Origin of the sequence: Tahibacter harae, from assembly GCF_024437735.1 — a bacterium.
In the GTDB taxonomy this organism is placed as follows: Bacteria; Pseudomonadota; Gammaproteobacteria; order Xanthomonadales; family Rhodanobacteraceae; genus Tahibacter; species Tahibacter harae.
In genome coordinates this window covers 62,994-83,125 of sequence record NZ_JANFQO010000020.1, presented here as the reverse complement: position 1 = coordinate 83,125, position 20,132 = coordinate 62,994, and the positions used below count along the sequence as shown (strand labels likewise).

The following is a 20,132-nucleotide window of genomic DNA, read 5'->3' as shown; positions in this document are numbered from 1 at the left end:
GCCGCCTTCGCATCCGCTGCAAGGGCTGCGGGGGCAGCCGGGAGAGATTCATGACACGACGTTTGGTGCATTGCCTGTTCCTGTTTGCGCTGCTGTGCGTGGCGCCGCCGCTGCAGGCGGCGACGCAGGACTGGCTGCTGGCACAGCGCCAGTCCGACGGCCGCATCGCCACGGCGCAGGACAGCGTCGGCGAGGAACTGGCCAGCAGCGAAGCCTGGCGCGCACTGGCCGAAGCCGGCGTCGCACCCGCCGAGCTGGCGGCCACGGCGGCCTATGTTTCCGGCCTGGCCGAACCCAGCGCCGAACTCGCCGCGCGCCGCCTGCTCGCGCAGCGTGCGGCCGGCGCCGGCGGCGCGGCCGATGCCGGCCGCCTCGCCGCGCATGTACAGGCGCAGGCGGGTTTCGGCTATCTGCCCGGCTACGAGGCCGATGTGGCCAGCACCGCCTGGGCCTTGCAGGCGCTGGCCGGCCGCGACGATGTCGATGCGCCGCTGCTGGGCTACGCGGTGGCGTGGCTGCAGTACAGCCAGCGCGCCGACGGCGGCTGGGCGCTGGGCCTCAACAACGACAGCAATGTCTATCTCACCGCCGCCGCGCTGCGCGCGTTGTGGCACTACCGCGCGCGCTACAACGTCGCGGCCAACCTGAGCCAGGCCAGCGCCTTCCTGCTTGCCGCGCGCAATGCGCAAGGCCTGTGGGCCGACGATGTGGACAGCGCCTCGGCCCTGCTTGCGCTGCTGCCGCTGCAGAATCCGCCCGACGCCCTGCAGGCTTCAGTGGACGCGCTGGAGGCGCGCCAGGATGCCGCCGGCAGCCTCGGCGGCGATGTCTTCGCCAGCGCGCTGTGGCTGCGCCTGCAGCGCCTGGCCGGCGAGCCGAATACCAATCCCGACCTGGGCAGCATCGCGCTGCGCGTGCTCGAAGCCGAGTCCTCCAGCGCCATGGGCGGCGTCGCCGTCAGCGTGGACGGCCCGTTGGGCCGCAGCGGCGTGACCGACATCGCCGGCCGCTACCGGGCCGTGGATCTGCCGCCGGGCCGCTACGCCGTACGCATCACGCGCGCGGGCTATCGCGACCTCACCCTGCACGCGACCTTGCAGCCGGGCCAGGCGCTGGACCTGGGCGATCAGGCGCTCATCGCCGACGATGTCGTCGCCACCACCGGCAAGGTGCGCGGCCAGATCGTCGACGAAGCCGGCCAGCCGCTGGCCGGTGCGCGCGTGTTCGTCGATACGCGCGAGATGCTCAGCAATGCCAACGGCGAATTTGAATTCCTCGACGTGCCGGTGGGCCGCGTGAACCTGCGCGTGGAACTGACCGGCTACTACGTCGCTTCCGGCTACGGCGACGTGCCGGCCGGCTGCACCATGCTGTTCAATGCGACGCTGTGGGCCTTGCCCTCCGGCGGCACGGACCTGAGTTCGGCGGTCGAAGGCCGCGTCACCGACTTGGCCACCGGCGCGCCGCTGGCCGATGCCGTGGTCGCGCTCAGTGGTGCGACCACAGCCAGCGCCGTCACCGGTGCCGACGGCCGCTACCGCATTCATCCCATCCAGCCCGGCCAGACCACCTTCACCGTCACTCACGACGGCCACCAGCCGGCGACGGTTTCAGCCGAAGTGGGACAGACCCAGCTGGTGCAGTTCTCGCCCGCGCTGGCCGCCGTGCTTACGCCCGAGCCTTCGGTCACCGGCACGCGCCTGCGCGGCCGCATCGTCGATGCGGTCACCCAGCGTCCGGTGATCGGCGCGCGCGTGCGCGTCGACGACGGCCATGCCGTGCATGAGGCCACCAGCAATGCCGACGGCGATTTCAGCGTCGCCAACGTCGGCAACGGCTACGCCACGATCAATGTGCAGCGCCATGAGTACGTCGAGGTCGGCTTCGGCCTGGCCGTGCCGCCGGTGGAAAGCATTGACGCCGGCCAGCTGCGCCTGCGTCCGGTCAACGCGCCGCAGATCCGTCCCGACCTGCGCCTGCAGGAGGTCTCCGCCAGCGCCGTCAGCAGCGATCCGGAGGAGCTGATCGCCAGCGGCAGCCTGCAGGTGCGCGTGGACAACCGCTATGGCGCCGCGCTGGACCGCGATGTGGAAATCATCGCCTTTGTCGATGTCGACGCCGATCGCGCCTACGTCGCCGGCGTCGACACCTTGCTCGGCAGCGTGCGTCCGCGTCTGACGCTGGATGCCGACAGCCCGGCCCAGGACATCGTCGTCCCCGTGGCCGGCCGCCTGCCGTTCCGCGACGCGCCCATTGCCGCGCTGCTGGATCCGGCCGATGAAGTGGCCGAGCTGCGCGAGGACAACAATTTCGGCGTCAGCGCCGGGCGCTGCCGCGCGGTGCCACCGGTGATGGACGAAGGCCGCATCGTCGAAGCCATGCGCTGGAGCGGCGATCCCTCGCTGCCGCCGGACGTGCGGCTGAGTTCCGCCACCGTGGCCGTGGCCCAGCTCAGCGACGACAACGGCGACGGCCGCATCGATTTCAACGACACGCCGGATCTGGTGGTGCCCGTGGGCCGCGGCGGCGAGCGCGGTTCCTGGGGCGTGGTCGCGCTCAGCGGCGACGACCTGCACCTGCTGTGGAAATTCAACCAGTACCGCATTTCCCAATATGCCTCGCCTGCGGTCGGCGATATCGACGGCGACGACAAGGTCGAGATCGCCCTGGTCGATGCACGCCGCAACGCCATCGTCGTGCTGGAACACGACGGCACGCTGAAATGGACCGCGCCCACCGGCGAAAGCCTGCCCTGCAGCATCCTGTACTGCCCGCCGGATGCCGGCGACGCGCTGCTGATGGCCAATCTCGCCGCCGACGCGCGGCCGGAAATCATCATCAACAAGCGCGTCTACGATGCCCAGGGTCAACTGCTGTGGACCGGCGAATTCAGCGGCGCCGAATACGACGTGCTGGGCGCGCATCCGATCGCGGCCGACCTGGACATGGACGGCCACAACGAACTGCTCGGCGGCCGTACCGCCTATCGCGGCGACGGCAGCGTGTACTGGCACCGCGACGACCTGCCCGCCGACAGCCACGCGGCCGTGGGCAATTTCGACGCCGACCCGCAGCCCGAAGTGGTGCTGGTCACGCCCGGCCGCGTGCATCTGCTGCAGCACGACGGCAGCACCATCTGGGGCCCCGTGCTGCTGCCCGGCGGCTACGGCGGCGGCCCGCCGACCATCGCCGACTACGACGGCGACGGCGCGGCTGAAATCGGCGTGATCTCGGCCACCGCCTTCAGCGTGATCGACGGCGACGGCACGGTGCTGTGGAGTGCGGCCCTGGACGATCCGCTGGGCACGCATTCGGCTGCGGTGTTCGATTTTGAAGGCGACGGCCGCCTCGAAGTGGTCTACCACGACCACAACGACCTGCACATCGTCGACGCCGTCACCGGCGTCGAACGGGTGCGCGTGCACAACACCCATCTCACCGCGTTCGAGAATCCGGTCATCGCCGACCTCGACCACGATGGCGAGGCCGAGATCATCCTGTCCTCCACCAACGACTGGCAGGCGCAGACCACCGGCCTGCGCGTGTTCAAGTCCGACAACGGTCCCTGGGCCGGCGCGGGCGACACCTGGAACCAGCATGACTTCCACATCGACAATGTCGACCGCAACGGCACCGTGCCGGCGGTGGAGCCGCCGTACTGGCTCAGCCACAACTCCAACCGCAAGAACACCCTCAACGACCGCGACCCGGTCGGCCGCGCCGACTTCTCCATCGGTGCGCCGCAGCTGATCGACCGCGGCGCCGGGCAGAACCCGCTGGTGCGCGTGCGCGTGGGCAATGCCGGCCAGCCGACCAGTGCCGAACAAGTGAAGGTCGCGCTGTACCTGGGCGATCCGGCCGCGGGCGGCAGCCTGCTCGCGACCAGCGCGCCGGCCACGGTGTTGCCGGGCCGCTGGCGCAGTTTTGACCTGGAGCTGAGCAGCGCGCCGGCCAGCGGCGAGCTGTACGTCGTAGTCGATCCGGACCAGCGTTTCGCGGAATGCGACGAAAGCAACAATGTCGCACACGGCCCGTACCAGGCGGCGCAGCCGCGCCTGAGCCTGAGCCTGGACGCACCCGCCGCGGCCGATCCCGGCGCCGCGGTCACGCTGCAGACGCAGGTGCGCAACGACGGCGCCGTGCCGGCCGAGCTGCGCGTGCAGCTGTGGGTGGAAACCCTGCACGGCGAAGGCGTGGCGACGCTGGACACTTCCGCGCCCGCCACGCTGGCGCCGCAGCAGTCGCTGCCGCACGCGGCGCAGTGGCAGAGCGGCGGCGTACAGGCCGGCCGCTATCTGCTGCGCGCCCGCGCCGTGCCCACCGGCGGCCTGCCGGCGGCCGAGACCAGCCGCGAAATCGAAATCCGCGCCGTGCCCGGCGGCAATCCCGCGGTGAGCCTGCGCGCCGCCACCGCGCGCGCGCAGTACGCCGACACAGCCGAGGTGCGCATGGAAGCGGTAATCGTCAACCGCAGCGGCAATCAGGCTTTGGATGCGCTGGCGCTGCAATTGGAGATCGTCGCGCCCGGCGGCGGCGTGGTGTTCAGCGAGCAGCAGTACCTCGCCCAGCTCGCGCCCGGCATGGCCGATACGCGCCGTGCGCGCACCGGCTTCGTCGACGCGCCGGCCGGCGGCTACCAACTGCGCGCCAGCCTGCGCCGTCTCGACAGCGGCGAGGTGCTGGCCAGCGACACGCATGATTTCAGCGTGGTGGACACGCCGCTGGCCGCCCTGTCCGGCCGCGTCGAGCACAGTGCCGGCGAGATCGCGCCCGGCGATGTGCAGGAATGCCGCCTGCACTTCGACAACGGCGGCGGCGCGGCGCTGAACAGCCTGCCGGTGCGTCTGGCCCTGCTGCGCCTGGCCGATCCGCCGGGCCTGGTCGCCAGCGTCGAGCGCAGCATCGACGTGCCGGCCAACGGCAGCCGGATGGAAACGTATACCCCGGCGACGGCCGCCCTGGCCGGCGGCGAATACGCCTGCGCCGCGCAGATCCAGCGCGATGGCGAATGGACTTCGCTCGCCTTCAGCGCCTTCGTGGTGCAGGCGCGCGCCGATCTCGCCCCGGCCGTGGCTGCGCTGCCCGCGGATGTGGCCCTGGGCGCGCGCTTTGAAGCCGGCTTCGATGTGAGCAACAGCGGTCCCAGCCCCGCCGCCGGCGTCGCGCTGGAAGTAACGCTGCCGCCGCGCCTGGCCTATATCGAAGCCGTACAGCCGGCCGGCGCGGCCTGCGCCGCGGAGCCGGGCGGCGTGCGCTGCGCACTGGGCGAACTGGCCGTCGGCGAGACCCGCCGCGTGGTGCTGGCCCTGCGCGGCCTGTCCAGCGGCCCGGCTGCACTCGGCGCCCGCACCAGCGCGGCGCAGACCGACGGCAACAGCGGCAACGACTCGGTCAGCGCCACGCTGACGGTGCGCGGCCAGGTCAATCTCGCCGCGGTAAGCCTGTCCTGCCCGCGGCCGCTGCTCACCGGCGGGGTGGGGCGGATCAGCGTCAACGCCAGCAATGCCGGCCCCGATACGGCGACTGCGGTCAGCCTGCAGGTCGGCGCGCCGCCCGGCGTGCGCCTGCTGGATTACCGCAGCGACCGCGGCAGCTGCAGCATCGACGCGGCCGGCCTGCACTGCGGCCTGGGCAATCTCGCCGCCGGCGAGGCGGCGCGGCTGCACTTCGTGTTCAGCTCCACCAGCCAGGTCGCCGGCCCCACCGCGTGGCCGCTCAGCGTGAGCGCGGACCAGGACGAAGGCTCGCCCGCCGACAACAGCCTGATTATCTGGCGCAGCTTTGTACACGATTTGCTTTTCTACGGCGGCTTCGATTCCGGCGACAGCTGCGAGCCGTACGACGATGTGATCTGGGTCGACGGCTTCGAATGAAGCCGCGTGCCAACCTTTTGCGCGGAATACCGACGATGAAGCGGAACAAGACACAAATGCTGCTGCGCTGGCCCCGGCGCCTGATGCGCATGACGGGAACGATATTGCTGGGCGCCTACCTGGTCAGTGTGGTGGATCCGGTGATGGCGAATGTGCGCAAGGGCGAGCAATTTGCGGCGCAACAGCAGGCACTCGAAGCCACGGCCACCGAAAAGCTCGCGCAGCGCCTGATCGCGCTGGAACAACTGCTGGACAGGCTGCAGCGCCGGTTGGAAGGACGCTACGAGTTCGAATGGCAGGACGTGCTCGCCCGCGGCCGCGGTTTCGCCGCGGCGCCATCCGCCGCCGTTCGCGCCGATCTGGCCGAGCAGGAGAAACAGCTGGCCGAACTCAGTGCCGGCATCCGCGATCTGCTGCCCCAGTCGCGCAGCGAACTGGACGCACTGGCACCGCAGCGCAGCGGCGCGGCGCCGGAGATCCTGGCGCGGCAGGCCGCCGACCGCATGAGCTTCGAAGAAGGCGCGGCACGCCTGGTGTTCGATCTGGACGCGCTGCGCGCTGCGCGCAGCGATGCGGATTTCGCCGCCGCGGTGAAATCTGCTCATGCCTGGCTGCGTACGCATTCCAGCCAGCCGGCGCGTCCGCGCTTTGATCCCGACAAGCTTGCCTTTGGTTCGCGCGGCGAGCGCGTGCGTGCGCCCGCGGCGGACGCGCGCGCGCTGCGGCAGGCTTTCGACGGAATTGGCGTGGCTGCGCTGGAATTCGCTGCCGCAGCCGGCGTCAAGGACGGGCCCGTTGCGGCGGATCTGGCGCCGACAGAAGACGTGCAGCTGACGGCGGCGATCCGGGCCAAGGCGCAGGAACTCGGCGCCACGCCGCTCGCGCTGTTGCGCTACGTCCACGACACCGTGCAGTTCATTCCCAGCTACGGCTCGATACAGGGTTCGGATTACACCTTGCAGACTGCACGCGGCAACGCTTTCGATCAGGCCAGCCTGCTGATTGCACTGCTGCGCGCATCGAATATTCCTGCACGCTATGTCTACGGAACCATCGAGGTTCCCGTGGCTCAGGTGATGAACTGGGTCGGCGGTGTGAGTGAGCCGCGCGCTGCGCTGTCGCTGTTGGCGCAGGGCGGCATTCCGAATCTCGGCGTGACCGAGGGCGGTGTCATCAAGACCGTGCGCCTGGAACATGTCTGGGTCGAGACCTGGACCAACCAGTTTCCCGGCGGCGGCATGCGCGCCGGCAGCGGCGACAACTGGGTTGCGCTGGATCCCGCGTTCAAGCAATACGATGCGACGCCGGGCCTGCAGATCGACGCGCAAGTACAGTTCGATATGGACGGCCTGATCGAGCATATGACGCAGACCAGCACCAGCAACGCGGCCGAGGGCTGGGTTCAGGGGCTGGATACGGATTTCATGACCCAGCACTACCGCGCCTATGGCGACGAGCTGCGTAGTTTCGTCGCGGCCAACAAGCCGGATGCGACGTTTGCCGAGGTCTATGGCAGCCGCCAGATCCGGCCCATCCAACTGCGCGGCCTGCCCGCCGGCCTGCCGTATCGCACCATAGCGACGACGGCGCCGGTCAGTGCGCTTCCCGGCCATCTGCGCTGGCAATTCCGCTTCAGCATTGGCGAGCGGTCGTTCCTGGGCGAGCTGGAAAACGAAACCGTGATGATCCAGCGCAGCCTGCCGCAGCTTGCCGGCAAGCTGCTCGCGCTGAATTTCCGCCCAGCCAGCGCGGCGGACGAGGCTACGCTGGCCGGTTATGTGCCGCCGGGTGCGGACGGCCCGGAAGATCTGCCGTCGCGCTTCCCGGCGAACATCGTGCGGCTGGTGCCGCAGTTCAGTATTGACGGGCAGAGCATTTCCGACGCGCCGGCGCTGGGACTGGGCATCGAACTGATAACACGCAAAGGTCTTTACGTGCCCGGCCGCGACTGGGAGGAAACCGACAATCCGTTCAGTGTCGGCGACTACCAGGCTGTCGGCATCGATACCCATGGCATATCCGAGGCCCAGGGCGCGCGGCTGCGCGCAGCCATGGAGACCACCAAAGCCCGCCTGGAAAACGGTCAGGGCCAGGGGCTGACCCAGCATGACGTGACCGGCGCCATGATGCAGAGTGCGGTACTCGGCTACTTCGCCCGCACCTGGGCGCAGGACGGCGGGATGGCTGCGGCCAAGGGGCTCACCACGTTCCGCCTGCCCAGTTATGGCACGGTATCCACGTCGTCCCGCGTGAGCCTGCTGTTCGGCACGCCGCGCCTGTTTGCGCCTACCGGCGTGCTCATGGATATGGACCGGATGGCCGTTGCGTCCGTCTCCAATGACGGCAATTCCGCCCGGCGCGACTACTTCGCACAGGTCGGTGGACGCGCCATGTCGGCCAGCGAGAACGGTGTACTGGAGGATCTTTTCTCGCGGCCGGGTCAACGCTTGCAGGGAACGTCTGCAGTCCAGGCAATCGCCCAGGCAAACGTCCAAGGACAGCGCATTTACACCATTGCCCAGGACAATGCCGCGTCGGCAATGCCGGCGCTGAACCTGGACGTGCAGACGGAATCCGACATCGCCAGCGCGGTGCAGGCCGGAAAGGTTGTCACGGTGCATCAATCGCTGATGAACATTGCGCATCAGTCCGGCGTAGTCGGCTATATCGTGAGCGACCCGGAAACAGGCGCCGCCAGCTATCTGATTAGTGGCAGCGCCGATGGTGGCGCGCTGGGTACCTCTACGCTGATCGGGCTTGCCGCTGCTCACCTGCTCGCCATCCTGGCGGCGGTTTTTGTCGGGGGGCTGGTATCACTGATGTTCGTTGTTGCGATGGCGCTCATGATCATAGGTTTTGCGATCGCGATGATCGCCATGGCCTACGCGAACGAATTCTGGTGCAACGTGGGCCTGAACATAGGCTTTGGTGGTGTGGGTTTCGAGACTCCGCCGGGCTTGATTATGGCGATAGTGTTCACAATTGCAGGCGCGTTCGCCAATTCCTGGGCGGGCCAGTATTGTTCAGGTCCATCGCTGCGCGCGGTGCACGCCGCTGCCGCCGTGCTGCCGATGCCAGCGGCGGCAGTGGGGCTTGTTGCGCAGGCATCCGCCAGCGATGCGGCTGGACAGCGGTATCGCGTCTCTGTGCAGCACGCGCAGGCACTGCTGGCTGAGTCATGACGACGGCTCCGCGCTTGCCACGACGGATCCTGCTTCGCCTGCGCCAGCCTCTACGAACAGAGATCGTGCACGAGGGCAGGGTGTTCCGGCAGGACGCGCGCGCGGCTGCCGTCCTGGCTGCCCTGTTCTTGCTGCTGGGCGCAACCTGCGATGTATGGTTTCCGCTGTTGCGCTGGTGGGGCGTTGGCGCGGTTGCTTTTCTCCTTGTGGCGTGCAGCACGCTGTTCGTCTATCCGGAGCAGGAGACCTGGCGCTTCACACCGAAGCGCCGCGTTTTGTGGCTGATTCCGGCTGTGTTGGCAGCAGCGCTGATCGCGGCCCTGCTGCGCTCGGCGCTGGGGTGAGTCCGCCGGCAGTACAAGGCGGGGTTGGCGCACTGGCCACGGTTCAAACCAGTTTGGAATATGGATTGGCGGCAGGTTGCGCCTTGCCGTCATCAGCCCGCTCATGCTGTTGCAGCGCATCAGCAGGCAATTGCATACTCCGGCGCCGTCGTCTGCCGACGACCGCCGCGCCGGATACCGCCACGTCCCAGCGTCACGCACGCTGCGCACGCCAGCTTTTCCGGCCGCTCATCACCGACACCCGCAACGCAGCCGCGCCACCGCGGCGGCCGCTGTGCCGTGTCCGTTTGCCAGTACCAGCCGTAGCGGAGTAGTCCCATGCACCTGCAGATGCTCAAGGCCAAGATCCACCGCGTCAGCGTCACGCATTCCGAGCTGCATTACGAAGGCTCCTGCGCCATCGACGGCGATCTGCTCGACGTCTCGGGCATACGCGAGTACGAACAGATTCATATTTACAACGTCAACAATGGCAACCGCTTCGTCACCTATGCCATCCGCGCCGACGAAGGCTCCGGGGTGATCTCGGTCAACGGCGCCGCGGCGCATCTGGCCAGCCCCGGCGATCTCATCATCATCTGCGCCTACGCCCAGGTCGACGCGGCCGAGCTGGCCCAGTTCAAGCCCACCTGCGTCTATGTCGATGCCGCCAACCGCCTGACGCATACGAATCACTCGATTCCCAAGCAAGCGGCTTGAGGGTCTGGATTGGTGATCCGGGATTCGCAAGAACGGCGGCGTGCATCGCCGCTGTACGAATCCCGACTCCCAAACTCCGGTTCTTATGCCAAAAAGTACGCACTGGCGTACGTCTTCGACGAAAGTGTGTCGACCAGCTTCCCGCGGCCTGAGTAAGATCGGAGCGCCCGCGCCCTGACGGCGGGCGGCCACCGAGGACGACCATGCTTGCCGGACAGCTTGAGACTCTGGCGCGCCACGCCGCGCGCCTGACGCCGATACACCTGCGCGAACTGCTCGCCGCGCCGCAGCGCCACGCCGGCTTCTCGCGCCGCGCCGGTCCGCTGCTGCTGGACTTCTCCAAGCAGAAACTTGACGAGGCCGCCCTGGACGCGCTCGGCGCCATTGCCGCCGAATGCGGCTGGGAACAGCGCCGCGACGCCATGTTCCGCGGCGATATTCTGAATGCTTCTGAGCAGCGGCCGGTGCTGCATACCGCGCTGCGTGCCGGCGAGTCGCGCCTGCCGCCGCTGGCGCCGGCCGCGGTGCGCGAGGAGATCGCCGCGACCCTGCAGCGCATGGGCGATCTGGTCGATGCGCTGGAGCGCGGCGATGCCTCGGCCTACGGCATTCCGGCCGGCATCACCGATGTAATCAACCTTGGCATCGGCGGCTCCGACCTCGGCCCGCGCCTGGCGGTGGAAGCGCTCAGCAGCTTCCATACGGGCCGCTTCCGCTGCCATTTCCTGCCCAATGTGGACGGCCACCAGACTGCCGCGCTGATGCGCTCGCTGGACCCGCGCCGCACCCTGGTGCTGCTGGTGTCCAAGAGCTTCACCACCCAGGAAACCCTGCTCAACGGCCGCGTGCTGCGGCAATGGATAGCCCAGGCCTATGCCGGCGACGAGGCCGCCGCGGCGGCGCATTTCGTCGCCGTCAGCGCGAACGTGGACGCCGCGCGTGCGCTGGGCATACCTGAACAACGCGTGCTGCCGATGTGGGATTTCGTCGGCGGCCGCTATTCGGTCTGGTCGGCGGTGGGGCTGGTGCTGGCGCTGGCCATAGGCATGCCCAACTTCCGCGCCTTCCTGCGTGGCGCCGCGGCCATGGACGATCACTTCCGCAGCGCCGCCTGGCGCGACAACCTGCCGGTGTTGCTGGCCCTGATCGGCGTGTGGAACCGCAACGGCCTGGGCCACGCGGCCCACGGCGTGATTCCCTACAGCGACGGCCTGGCCGAACTGCCGGCCTTCCTGCAGCAGCTGGAAATGGAAAGCCTGGGCAAGCGCGTCAGCGCCGAAGGCGGGGCGCTGCGCCAGGCCACGGTACCCGTGGTCTGGGGCAGCGTAGGCACCAATGCGCAGCACGCCTTCTTCCAGGCCCTGCACCAGGGCAGCGACGTGGTGCCGCTGGACCTGCTCGGCGTAGTGCGCCCGTCACACACGCTCAAGGACAACCACGACGCGCTGCTGGCCAACCTGCTGGCTCAGGGCGCCGCCTTCGCCCTGGGCAAGACGACGCAACAAGCCCTGGCCGAATCCCGCGAAGGCAGCGAAGCCGAACGTGCCGCACTGGCCGCCCAGCGCACTTTCCCCGGCGACCGTCCCAGCACCACCGTGCTGCTGGACGCGCTCACGCCGGAAAGCCTGGGCGCGCTGATCGCACTGTACGAGCACAAGGTACTGGTCCAGGCGCTGCTGTGGGACATCAATGCGTTCGACCAGTGGGGCGTGGAGCTGGGCAAGACCTTGGCCAAATCCATCCTGCCGGCGTTGACCAGCGGCGATGTGCCGCCGTCGTTCGATGCGTCCACGACGGGGTTGATTCGCGAGATTCGGGCGCTTGGGTGAGGGATTCGGGATTTGGGATTGGGATTCGGGGCCGCAGAAGCCGATCCTGCTCCGCGTCGGTCGTTCTCAAGTAGACAGCGGTACTTACACAGTCAACTTGACAGGCGCCTCTGCAGAAGCGCCCCGACACTTCGGCGTGTCTCTGTTGGCTTCCCGCTCTTGATCTGAAGCTTTGATTTCAAGCTTTCGAGCCCTCTCCCCCAAGCGAAGCTTGGGGAGAGGGAGCTTGCCGCTTTATTCTTGAAGAAATCCGGCAAATTTCACTTGTCAAAAACCTCGGATTCCGCCCCGCACTCCCTGCGAATCCCAAATCCCGAATCCCGACCCTCAGACTTCCAGCGAAGCCAGATCGCCCTTTTCCTCCAGCCAGCTCTTGCGGTCCGCGGCGCGCTTTTTCGACAGCAGCATGTCCATGACCTTGCTGGTGCCGTCGTCTTCTTCCACGGTGAGCTGGACCAGGCGGCGGGTGTCGGGGTGGACGGTGGATTCGCGCAGCTGCGGCGGGTTCATTTCGCCCAGGCCCTTGAAGCGGGTGACCGAGATCTGGCCTTTCATCTTTTCGCGCTCCACACGTTCCAGCAGTACGCGCTTTTCTTCCTCGTCCAGGCAGTAGAACACCTGCTTGCCCACGTCGACGCGGAACAGCGGCGGCATGGCGACGTAGATGTGGCGTTCGCGCACGAGGGCGGGGAAATGGCGCAGGAACAGGGCGCAGAGCAGGGTGGCGATGTGCAGGCCGTCGGAATCGGCGTCGGCGAGGATGATGATTTTGCCGTAGCGCAGGCCGTCGATCTTGTTCACGCCGGGATCGCAGCCTATCGCCACGGCAAGGTCGTGCACTTCCTGCGAGGCGAGCACCGAGCCCGATTCCACTTCCCAGGTGTTGAGGATCTTGCCGCGCAGCGGCAGGATGGCCTGGAAATCCTTGTCGCGCGCCTGCTTGGCCGAGCCGCCGGCGGAGTCGCCTTCGACCAGGAACAGCTCGGTGCGGGAAAGGTCGCTGGAGGCGCAGTCGGCCAGCTTGCCAGGCAGGGCCGGGCCCTGGGTGATCTTCTTGCGCACGATCTGCTTTTCCGCCTTGAGGCGGGCGGTGGCGCGTTCGATCGCGAGCTGGGCGATGCGTTCGCCGATCTGCACATGCTGGTTCAGGTACAGCGAGAAGCCATCGTGCGCCACGCCTTCGACGAAGGCGGCGGCGCTGCGCGAGGACAGGCGCTCCTTGGTCTGGCCGGAGAACTGCGCGTCCTGCATCTTCAGCGACAGCACGAAGGAAAGCCGGTCCCACACGTCCTCGGGCGCGAGCTTGACGCCGCGCGGCAGCAGATTGCGGATATCGCAGAACTCGCGCAGCGCTTCGGTCAGGCCGGTGCGCAGGCCGTTGCAGTGCGTGCCGCCCTGGGCGGTGGGAATCAGGTTGACGTAGGACTCCTGCACCAGCTCGCCTTCCGGCACCCAGGCGACGGCGAATTCCACCGCCTCGGTATCGCGCTTGAGTTCGTGCACGAAGAGATCGGCGGGCAGGTACTCGTTCTGGCCCAGCATGGAACGCAGATAGTCCTGCAGGCCGTCTTCGTAATACCAGGTGTCCTTCTCGCCGCTGGCCTCGTCAGTCAGGCGCACGGTCAGGCCGGAGCAGAGCACGGCCTTGGCCTGCAGCACATGGCGCAGGCGCGAGAGCAGGATCTTGGGCGTGTCGAAGTATTTCGGGTCCGGCCAGAAGCGCACGGTGGTGCCGGTCTGCTTCTTGGGCACGCTGCCGGTCACTTCCAGCGGACTGGCGCGGTCGCCGTTGCGGAATTCCATGCGGTGGATCTGCGCGTCGCGCTTGATGACCACTTCCACCTTGGTCGACAGCGCATTCACCACGGATACGCCCACACCGTGCAGGCCGCCGGAGAACTGGTAGTTCTTGTTGGAGAATTTGCCGCCGGCGTGCAGGCGGGTGAGGATCAGTTCCACGCCGGGAATGCCTTCCTCGGGATGGATGTCCACCGGCATGCCGCGGCCGTCGTCGCTGACGCTGACCGAGCCGTCCGCATGCACCGTGACTTCTATGGTCTTGGCGTGGCCGGCCAGGGCCTCGTCGACGGAGTTGTCGATGACTTCCTGGGCCAGGTGGTTGGGGCGGGCGGTATCGGTATACATGCCCGGCCGGCGCTTGACCGGATCCAGCCCCGACAGGACTTCGATATCGGCGGCGTTGTAGCGGCTGCTCATTGCGGGGACGACCTTGCTGGTGACGCGAGCCGCGCATGGTGGCGGCATCGGCCGGCCGGATCAAGTTCGGCCGCCGGCCCGGACCGTGGCGGGCCGGAACCGGCGCAGGGCGGCCGGTCCGGCCGGGGTGGCGGCCGGACCGGCGCGCCGCCGGTTCAGCGCGGGCCTTCCATGCCGCCGTTGAAGAGGGTCTCGTACTCGTAGGCACCCAGGTCGAAGGCGCCGAAATCGTTGGGCGCGCCCGGGCTTTCCAGGCCGCGGGCGATGCCGTCGATATCCGGATCCTCGGTGGGCTGGGCGCCGGCATTGCAGAAGTCGATCGCGGCGTTGTCGGCGGCCAGGCGGTAGTTGTTGCGTGCGGCGTCGGCGAAGCGGATCGGGGCGATATCGCTGCGGGTGAAGCCGGCCTCGACCACGCCGGTTTCCTTGAGCGTGCAGTCGCCGGCGCTGGTATAGCTGCTATTGCCGAAGGCGGTGAAGCGCTCGTTGCCGCTGAGCAGGCTGGAATGGAACACCATCGCGCCCTGCACGCCGATCGGGCCGTAGGCATAGACCAGCGGCTGCCCGCCCATGGTCGCGGTATTGCCGGCGAAGGTGGTGTAGTTCGCGCGCACGCCGCCGCCGCCGTCGGCCAGGATCGGCGCGCATTCGGCCTGGGTGCAGGCATTGCGCGCGACCACGCTGCCCAGCAGGCGCAACTGCGAGCTGTTGCCGCGCATGACCAGGGCCGGGCCGTTCGCCGCGGCGTTGTCGCGGATCAGGCTGTGGCTGAGCGAGGCCGTGGCGCCGGCGCTCAGCGCGAGGGCGCCGCCGCGCTGGGCGGTGTTGCCGGACAGGCGCAGGCATTCCTGGTTGCGCGTGCAGTGCTGGCCCGGCGAGAACGTCCAGCGCATGAACTGGGCATAGCCGCCGTTGGTCGCGTAGATGCCGCCGCCTTCGCGCGCCGCGCTGTTGTCGCGCACCACGATGGTTTCGGCCAGCAGCTTGCCCTGGTTGCCGTTGACGTAGATGCCGCCGCCGTCGCTGCCGGCGGCGTTGTTGCGGATCAGGAAGCCGTCCACAGGATAGGTGGTCGCTTCGGGATCGGAGCCCACGCTGACCAGGCCGAAGTCGATGAACAGGCCGCCGCCGTCGCTGGCAGTGTTGTTGTGCAGCACGACCTCGTGCGGACGCACGCGCAGGGTGCCGCCGAATACGGCGATACCGCCGCCGATACTGGCGCGGTTGTGGTCGACCTCCACGTGGTGCTCGATGGTGACGATGGACTGGGTGTTGTTGACCGAGATGCCGCCGCCGAAGATGCCGACGTTATCGTGCACGCGCAGATCGGCCAGCTTGACGAAACTGCGCCCGCCGATGTCGATGCCGCCGAAGTTGCCGATATCGCCGCCTACGCCGCCGCCGCTGATGTCCAGGCCTTCCAGGCGCACGTCGATGGTGGTGTTCTCGCTCCAGGTCGTGATTACCGCCCAGCTGCCGTTGCCGGCCAGGCTGGTGCGGCCGCTGGGCGTGGCGGCGTCGCAGTTGGCATAGCCGCCGCGCAGCACCACGTCGGAGTCGATATACAGCGCCTGGCCGGTATAGGCCTGGTTGCTGGCGACGCGGATGGTGTCGGCGCCGGGATTGGCCTTGGCCTGGGCCAGGGCGGTGGCCAGCGAATTGGTATCGCAGCCGGCGTCCGCGCCGACGCGGATGTTCAGCGCCAGCGCCGGCGTGGCCAGGTTGAGCAGGGTAAGCAGGGCGATGCAGCGTTTCACGCGCGACTCCGTCAGGGGGGATGACGGCAAGGACGAAGTTGCGGGTGGATGCTTGTCAGGGCGGTTGCGAAGTGGGTGGCGTCATGCTTGTGAAGTGCGCCGCAGTTTTTCAAGAAACCGCAGGCTCAAGCGTTCTCCCCGGGCAGCGCGAGAATCAGACTCACGAATCGGGCTTCGCCGGCAGCATCCGTTGCGCTGCCGTAGTCGCGTACTTCCCCGCACACCGCAAGACCGGCCGCTGCCGCGAGCGCATGCAGTTCGGCTGGCGCATAAGGACGTATGGTTTCGTCGGTATGGAACTCCTCGCGCAGCGCCTCGTCCGCGCCGAGCAGACGGTACCAGCGCTGGATGCGGTTGCAGCCGTCGGCCTGTACGGCGATGCGCTTGCGCCGTTCCAGCAGGCCATCGCCGTGGGGGCGGCGGTAGTCCAGGCGGTAATCGGAGAAGCTCTCCACCGGGCGCGGCACGAAGGCGTCGAGCACGATCACGCCGCCGGGCTGCAGCAGGGCGCGCAGCCGGGTCAGCAGCTGCGCCGCCACGGCGGGATCGGTGAGATAGGTAATCAGCGAATACGGCAGCAGGATAGTGCGGAAGCGGCCGCGGATGGCGAGCGCGCGCAGGTCCATCTGCAGCAGCGCGGGCGCGGCCAGGCCGCGCAGCGCGGCGTCGGCGCGCAGGCGGCGCAGCATGGGCAGGGAGCGGTCGGCGCCGCAGATATCCAGCCCGGCCGCGGCCAGCTCGATCAGGATGCGGCCGCTGCCGCAGCCCAGCTCCAGCGCCGCGCCGCCCTGGGCGCGGCAGAGTTCGCGGTACCAGCCCACGTCGTCGAAGGGCATGCTCTGGCCCATGTCGGTGGCGTAGACATCGGCGATGGCGTCGTAGGACCAGGTTTTCATGCGGTGGAATCCGTCGGGGCCAGCAGCGCCTGGTAGCAGGCGCGCTGGCGCTGCGCCATGGCGTCCCAGGTGTAATTGTCGAGAATGTCCCAGTTTGCGCGTTCCCGCGCATGGCGCGCGGCGCGGTCGCGCAGCAGCGGTGCGATGGCCGCGGCCAGGCCGGCGATGTCGGTGCAGGCGACCAGGCCGCCCAGGCCGGCACCGGCGAAGCCGCGGGCGCCATCGGCGCTGCTGGCGCAGCAGCGCCCGGCCAGCAGCGATTCGATCAGCTTGATCGAGGAACCGCGAATATCGATTTGAGGATTGATGCTCAGGCTGCACTCGGCCAGGTGCGGCGCGGGATCGACGAAGGCGGAGATCAGTTCCACGCCGGGCTGGCGCAGGCGCGCATCCTCCGCGGCGATGGCGGCGGATTCGACGCCGCCGAGTATGCGCAGGCGCAGATCGGGAAATTCGGCGCGCAGCGCCGGCCAGGCGCTGTCGAGAAACGCCCGTATGCCGGCGAGGTTCTGCGCATAGCGGAATGGCCCCATGAACAGCAGCAGGCCGTCGGGCGAGGGCTGGTAGCCGGCGCGGCGGTCGGCGGCGCCGTTGCCGATCAGGGTGGCCGGCTGCGGCGTGAGCAGGGCCGCATCTTCTTCGGAGCAGACCACGACGGCGTCATAGGCGGCGATGGCCGCGCGTTGCTGCGCATCGTCCGCGGCCGCGCTGGCGCGGCCGTCGAGATAGACGTCGTGCAGGGCCAGCAGCCAGCGCGGCGCAGCCGGCCGTCCGCGCGCGAGCAGGGCCAGTTCCATGAACTCGACCTGGACCAGATCGGGCCGCCAGCGCGTGATCAGCGCGGCGAGTTCGCCGCGCAGGCCCGGCCAGGCATGCCGCTGCAGCCGCGCCGGCAGGTCCAGCGCGGCTTCGCCGGCCTGGTCGCCGCGGCCTTCGACCAGCTGCACGCCGCGGAAATGCTGCAGCCAGGGTTCGGATGCCTCGCCGTAGAGCGAGGCCTCGTCGCCGAGCAGGAAGAAATCCACCTCGTCGGACAGCCGCGTGACCAGCTCGGCGATGCGCCGCGCGCCGCCGTGGGCCGGCGGAAACAGCGCGAACGGACTGGCCAGCAGCACGCGCGGACGGCGGCGCGCATCGCCGCGCTGCGGCGCATACCAGCGGTCGCGGGTGATGCGGTCGAAACGCAGGCCGTTGCGCCGCGCGCGTTCGCTGGCCAGGCGGCTGCGCAGCGCGCGCAGGGCCAGGCCGATGCCGCGCAGTTCGCGCCGCGACTGCGCATCGCTGCGCGCCAGCCGCAGCAGGCTGCGCAGCGGATGGCGCCGGGTCCAGCGGTGGCGCAGGTCGAACAGCAGCTCGTTGCGATTGATGATGCGTTCGACCTCGGCCGCGTCGTAGTAGCGCTTCACCGTGCCGCGATGATGGTGGTGGGCGTGCGAGGCCGGGCAGAACAGCAATTGCCAGCCTTCGCTCCAGGCGCGCGCGCCCCAGTCGGCGTCTTCCCAGTAGAACGGCGAATAGTCGCGCGAATCGGCCACGTAGCGGCGCAGCGGCGCGGTGCGGCACAGCGAGGAACCGCCGCCGGGATAGAGATTGCCGCGCGCCATCCGCGCTGCGCCCGGATCGCGTTCGTAGACCTCGGCGCGCTCGGGGTTTTCGTGGAAGTCGGACCAGCCGGTTTCCTCGCGCCGGCGTGCCGGATCGGCGAAGAAGATCTGCGAGGTCAGCGCGAAGACGTAATCGTGGCGATACGGCAGCAGCTGTTCCAGCGCATCCTCGGCCAGGCGCATGTCGCTGTTGAGCAGATAGGTCCAGTCGTGGCGCACCGCCGCCAGGCCGGCCTGGATCGCGCCGTTGTAGCCCAGCGCGCCGGCATGGAACTGCCACTCGTAGCCCGGCCAGCGCTGCATCAGCGCGGAATAATCAGATTTTTCCGCGCCGTTGACGACGACGACGACCTGCTGCGGCTCGGCCACCCGCGCCAGCGCGCATTCCAGCGCGGCCAGGGTTTCGGCGAGCAGGTCCGGCGTGCCGCGCTCGGGCACGATGACGCTGATGCCGGCGGCGCCGGCCGCGCGCGCGGCGCGGCGCGGGCCGGGAAACAGCCGCGCCCAGGCGTCGGCGGCGCAAATGGCCGCTGCCAGCGGCAGGTGCGGCAGCAGGCGCCAGGCGTCGGCGAGCAGGCGCAGCCGGCTCACACCAGCCATTCCGCCGCGGGCAGGCCGCGCGCGCGGCCGGCGTACCAGCGCAGGGCCTGCTCGGCGAACATGGCGCACCAGACATTGGCCTGCGGCGCGGCGATGTCGACGCGGAACGGCAGGCGGCCCTGGGCATCGACGCGCGCGGCCAGCGCGCTGACCAGCGTATCCGCCTGCGCATCGAGGCTGCCGGTCAGCAGCAGTACGCGCAGCAGCTGGGCGATGATGTCGCTGCGCGGCACGGTCGAATCTTCGGCTTCGGGCAGGTTGCCCCGGGCATCGGCCAGCGCCAGGCAGCGCTTTGCCAGCGTGGCGATCTGCGGCGCGCAGTCGGGTTCGCCCACCAGCATGCCTTCGGCGAAATACAGCGTGGGATGCAGCATCTGCAGCGGCAGGGTTGCGGCGCTGTCGCGGTAGGACCGCGCCAGCGCCCGGCAGGCCTGTTCCAGCGCGGCCGGCAGCGGCTGGTGGCGCGCCGCCAGCAGCACGCGCGAGCTGGCCTTGACCTCGAACGGGCCGCCCAGCGTGGACCAGCGCGGCGGCAGGGCCGCGTCGGCCAGTTCGCTGCGCGCGGCCTGGATGCGGCCGTCGGTGTCGACGAAGCGGGCGAGTTCCTCGATCAGGCGCGCGATCGCGGCCTGCGGGTAGGCGATCAGGTCGGCTTCGTAGGCGGCGCAGAGCCCGCGCAGCAGCATGGCCAGGTCGAAGAAGAACACGGCGCGGTTGCGCCAGTCGGGCTCGGCTCCGGTGCCGAGATAGGCCCGGGTTGCCGGCACCTTGCCATCGGCCAGCACGCGCGCGGCCCAGTCCGCAGCGGCCTGGGCGCGGCGCACCACGACGGGATGGTCGGTGTCGTGCGGACTGCCGATATCGGCCAGCCAGTGCAGGTAGTAGCCGGTGATTTCCGGATAGACGTAGCGTGCGGCGCCGCCGTCGTCGAAGGCGCCGTAGATGCCGCCGGCGTGTTCGCCGTCGCGCTGCTGCACGGCGCCGCCGAGCAGCCAGGCGCGCAGGCGCGCGGCGGTGGCGTCGGCGAGCTGGTTCAGATCATTCGTAGGCATGGACCGTCCATGGCAGGCGGGAAAGTGAGGGACGCGCAACACCGCGCCAGCGACGCAGCCGGTGCGCGGCGCGCCTGTT

General features: G+C 69.0%; 10 protein-coding genes. 5 read left to right on the top strand and 5 right to left on the bottom strand.

All coding sequences use genetic code 11. The features are described from left to right. Window positions 1–50: 50 nt before the first annotated feature. The 5 genes from NM961_RS18695 to pgi all read left to right on the top strand — a co-directional run bounded on the left by NM961_RS18695 (window position 51) and on the right by pgi (window position 11,927). Complete coding sequence (locus NM961_RS18695; RefSeq protein ID WP_255915932.1) at window positions 51–5,873, top strand: carboxypeptidase regulatory-like domain-containing protein; 5,823 nt, start codon at window positions 51–53, stop codon at window positions 5,871–5,873. Further along, window positions 5,870–9,055 carry a transglutaminase-like domain-containing protein gene (locus tag NM961_RS18690; RefSeq protein WP_343231931.1) on the top strand — a complete coding sequence of 1,062 codons (3,186 nt, stop codon included), beginning with the start codon at window positions 5,870–5,872 and terminating at the stop codon, window positions 9,053–9,055. The genes NM961_RS18695 and NM961_RS18690 overlap by 4 nt, the downstream gene beginning before the upstream one ends. After that, window positions 9,052–9,399 (top strand): hypothetical protein, encoded by a 348-nt coding sequence (locus NM961_RS18685; protein WP_255915931.1) that lies wholly within the window; start codon window positions 9,052–9,054, stop codon window positions 9,397–9,399. Before NM961_RS18690 ends, NM961_RS18685 begins: the two co-directional genes overlap by 4 nt. 318 nt (window positions 9,400–9,717) lie before the next feature. Further along, complete coding sequence (gene panD / locus NM961_RS18680; protein WP_255915930.1) at window positions 9,718–10,098, top strand: aspartate 1-decarboxylase; 381 nt, start codon at window positions 9,718–9,720, stop codon at window positions 10,096–10,098. A gap of 203 nt (window positions 10,099–10,301) precedes the next feature. Beyond that, window positions 10,302–11,927 carry a glucose-6-phosphate isomerase gene (pgi, locus tag NM961_RS18675; RefSeq protein WP_255915929.1) on the top strand — a complete coding sequence of 542 codons (1,626 nt, stop codon included), beginning with the start codon at window positions 10,302–10,304 and terminating at the stop codon, window positions 11,925–11,927. Window positions 11,928–12,254: 327 nt separating this feature from the next. Here the strand turns inward: pgi and parE are convergent, their stop codons facing one another. The 5 genes from parE to NM961_RS18650 all read right to left on the bottom strand — a co-directional run bounded on the left by parE (window position 12,255) and on the right by NM961_RS18650 (window position 20,053). Beyond that, a complete protein-coding gene (gene parE, locus NM961_RS18670) occupies window positions 12,255–14,144 on the bottom strand; it encodes a DNA topoisomerase IV subunit B (RefSeq protein ID WP_255915928.1) in 1,890 nt (629 codons plus the stop codon). Window positions 14,145–14,299: 155 nt separating this feature from the next. Next, window positions 14,300–15,901: a right-handed parallel beta-helix repeat-containing protein gene (locus tag NM961_RS18665; protein ID WP_255915927.1), complete on the bottom strand. Its 1,602-nt coding sequence runs from the start codon at window positions 15,899–15,901 to the stop codon at window positions 14,300–14,302. 125 nt (window positions 15,902–16,026) lie between these two features. Further along, window positions 16,027–16,797, bottom strand: a complete 771-nt coding sequence (locus NM961_RS18660; RefSeq protein ID WP_255915926.1) for a class I SAM-dependent methyltransferase — start codon at window positions 16,795–16,797, stop codon at window positions 16,027–16,029. Then, window positions 16,794–18,992: a glycosyltransferase gene (locus NM961_RS18655; RefSeq protein WP_255915925.1), complete on the bottom strand. Its 2,199-nt coding sequence runs from the start codon at window positions 18,990–18,992 to the stop codon at window positions 16,794–16,796. Before NM961_RS18655 ends, NM961_RS18660 begins: the two co-directional genes overlap by 4 nt. Beyond that, window positions 18,989–20,053, bottom strand: a complete 1,065-nt coding sequence (locus tag NM961_RS18650) for a hypothetical protein (RefSeq protein ID WP_255915924.1) — start codon at window positions 20,051–20,053, stop codon at window positions 18,989–18,991. Before NM961_RS18650 ends, NM961_RS18655 begins: the two co-directional genes overlap by 4 nt. Between the last annotated feature and the right edge of the window lie 79 nt (window positions 20,054–20,132).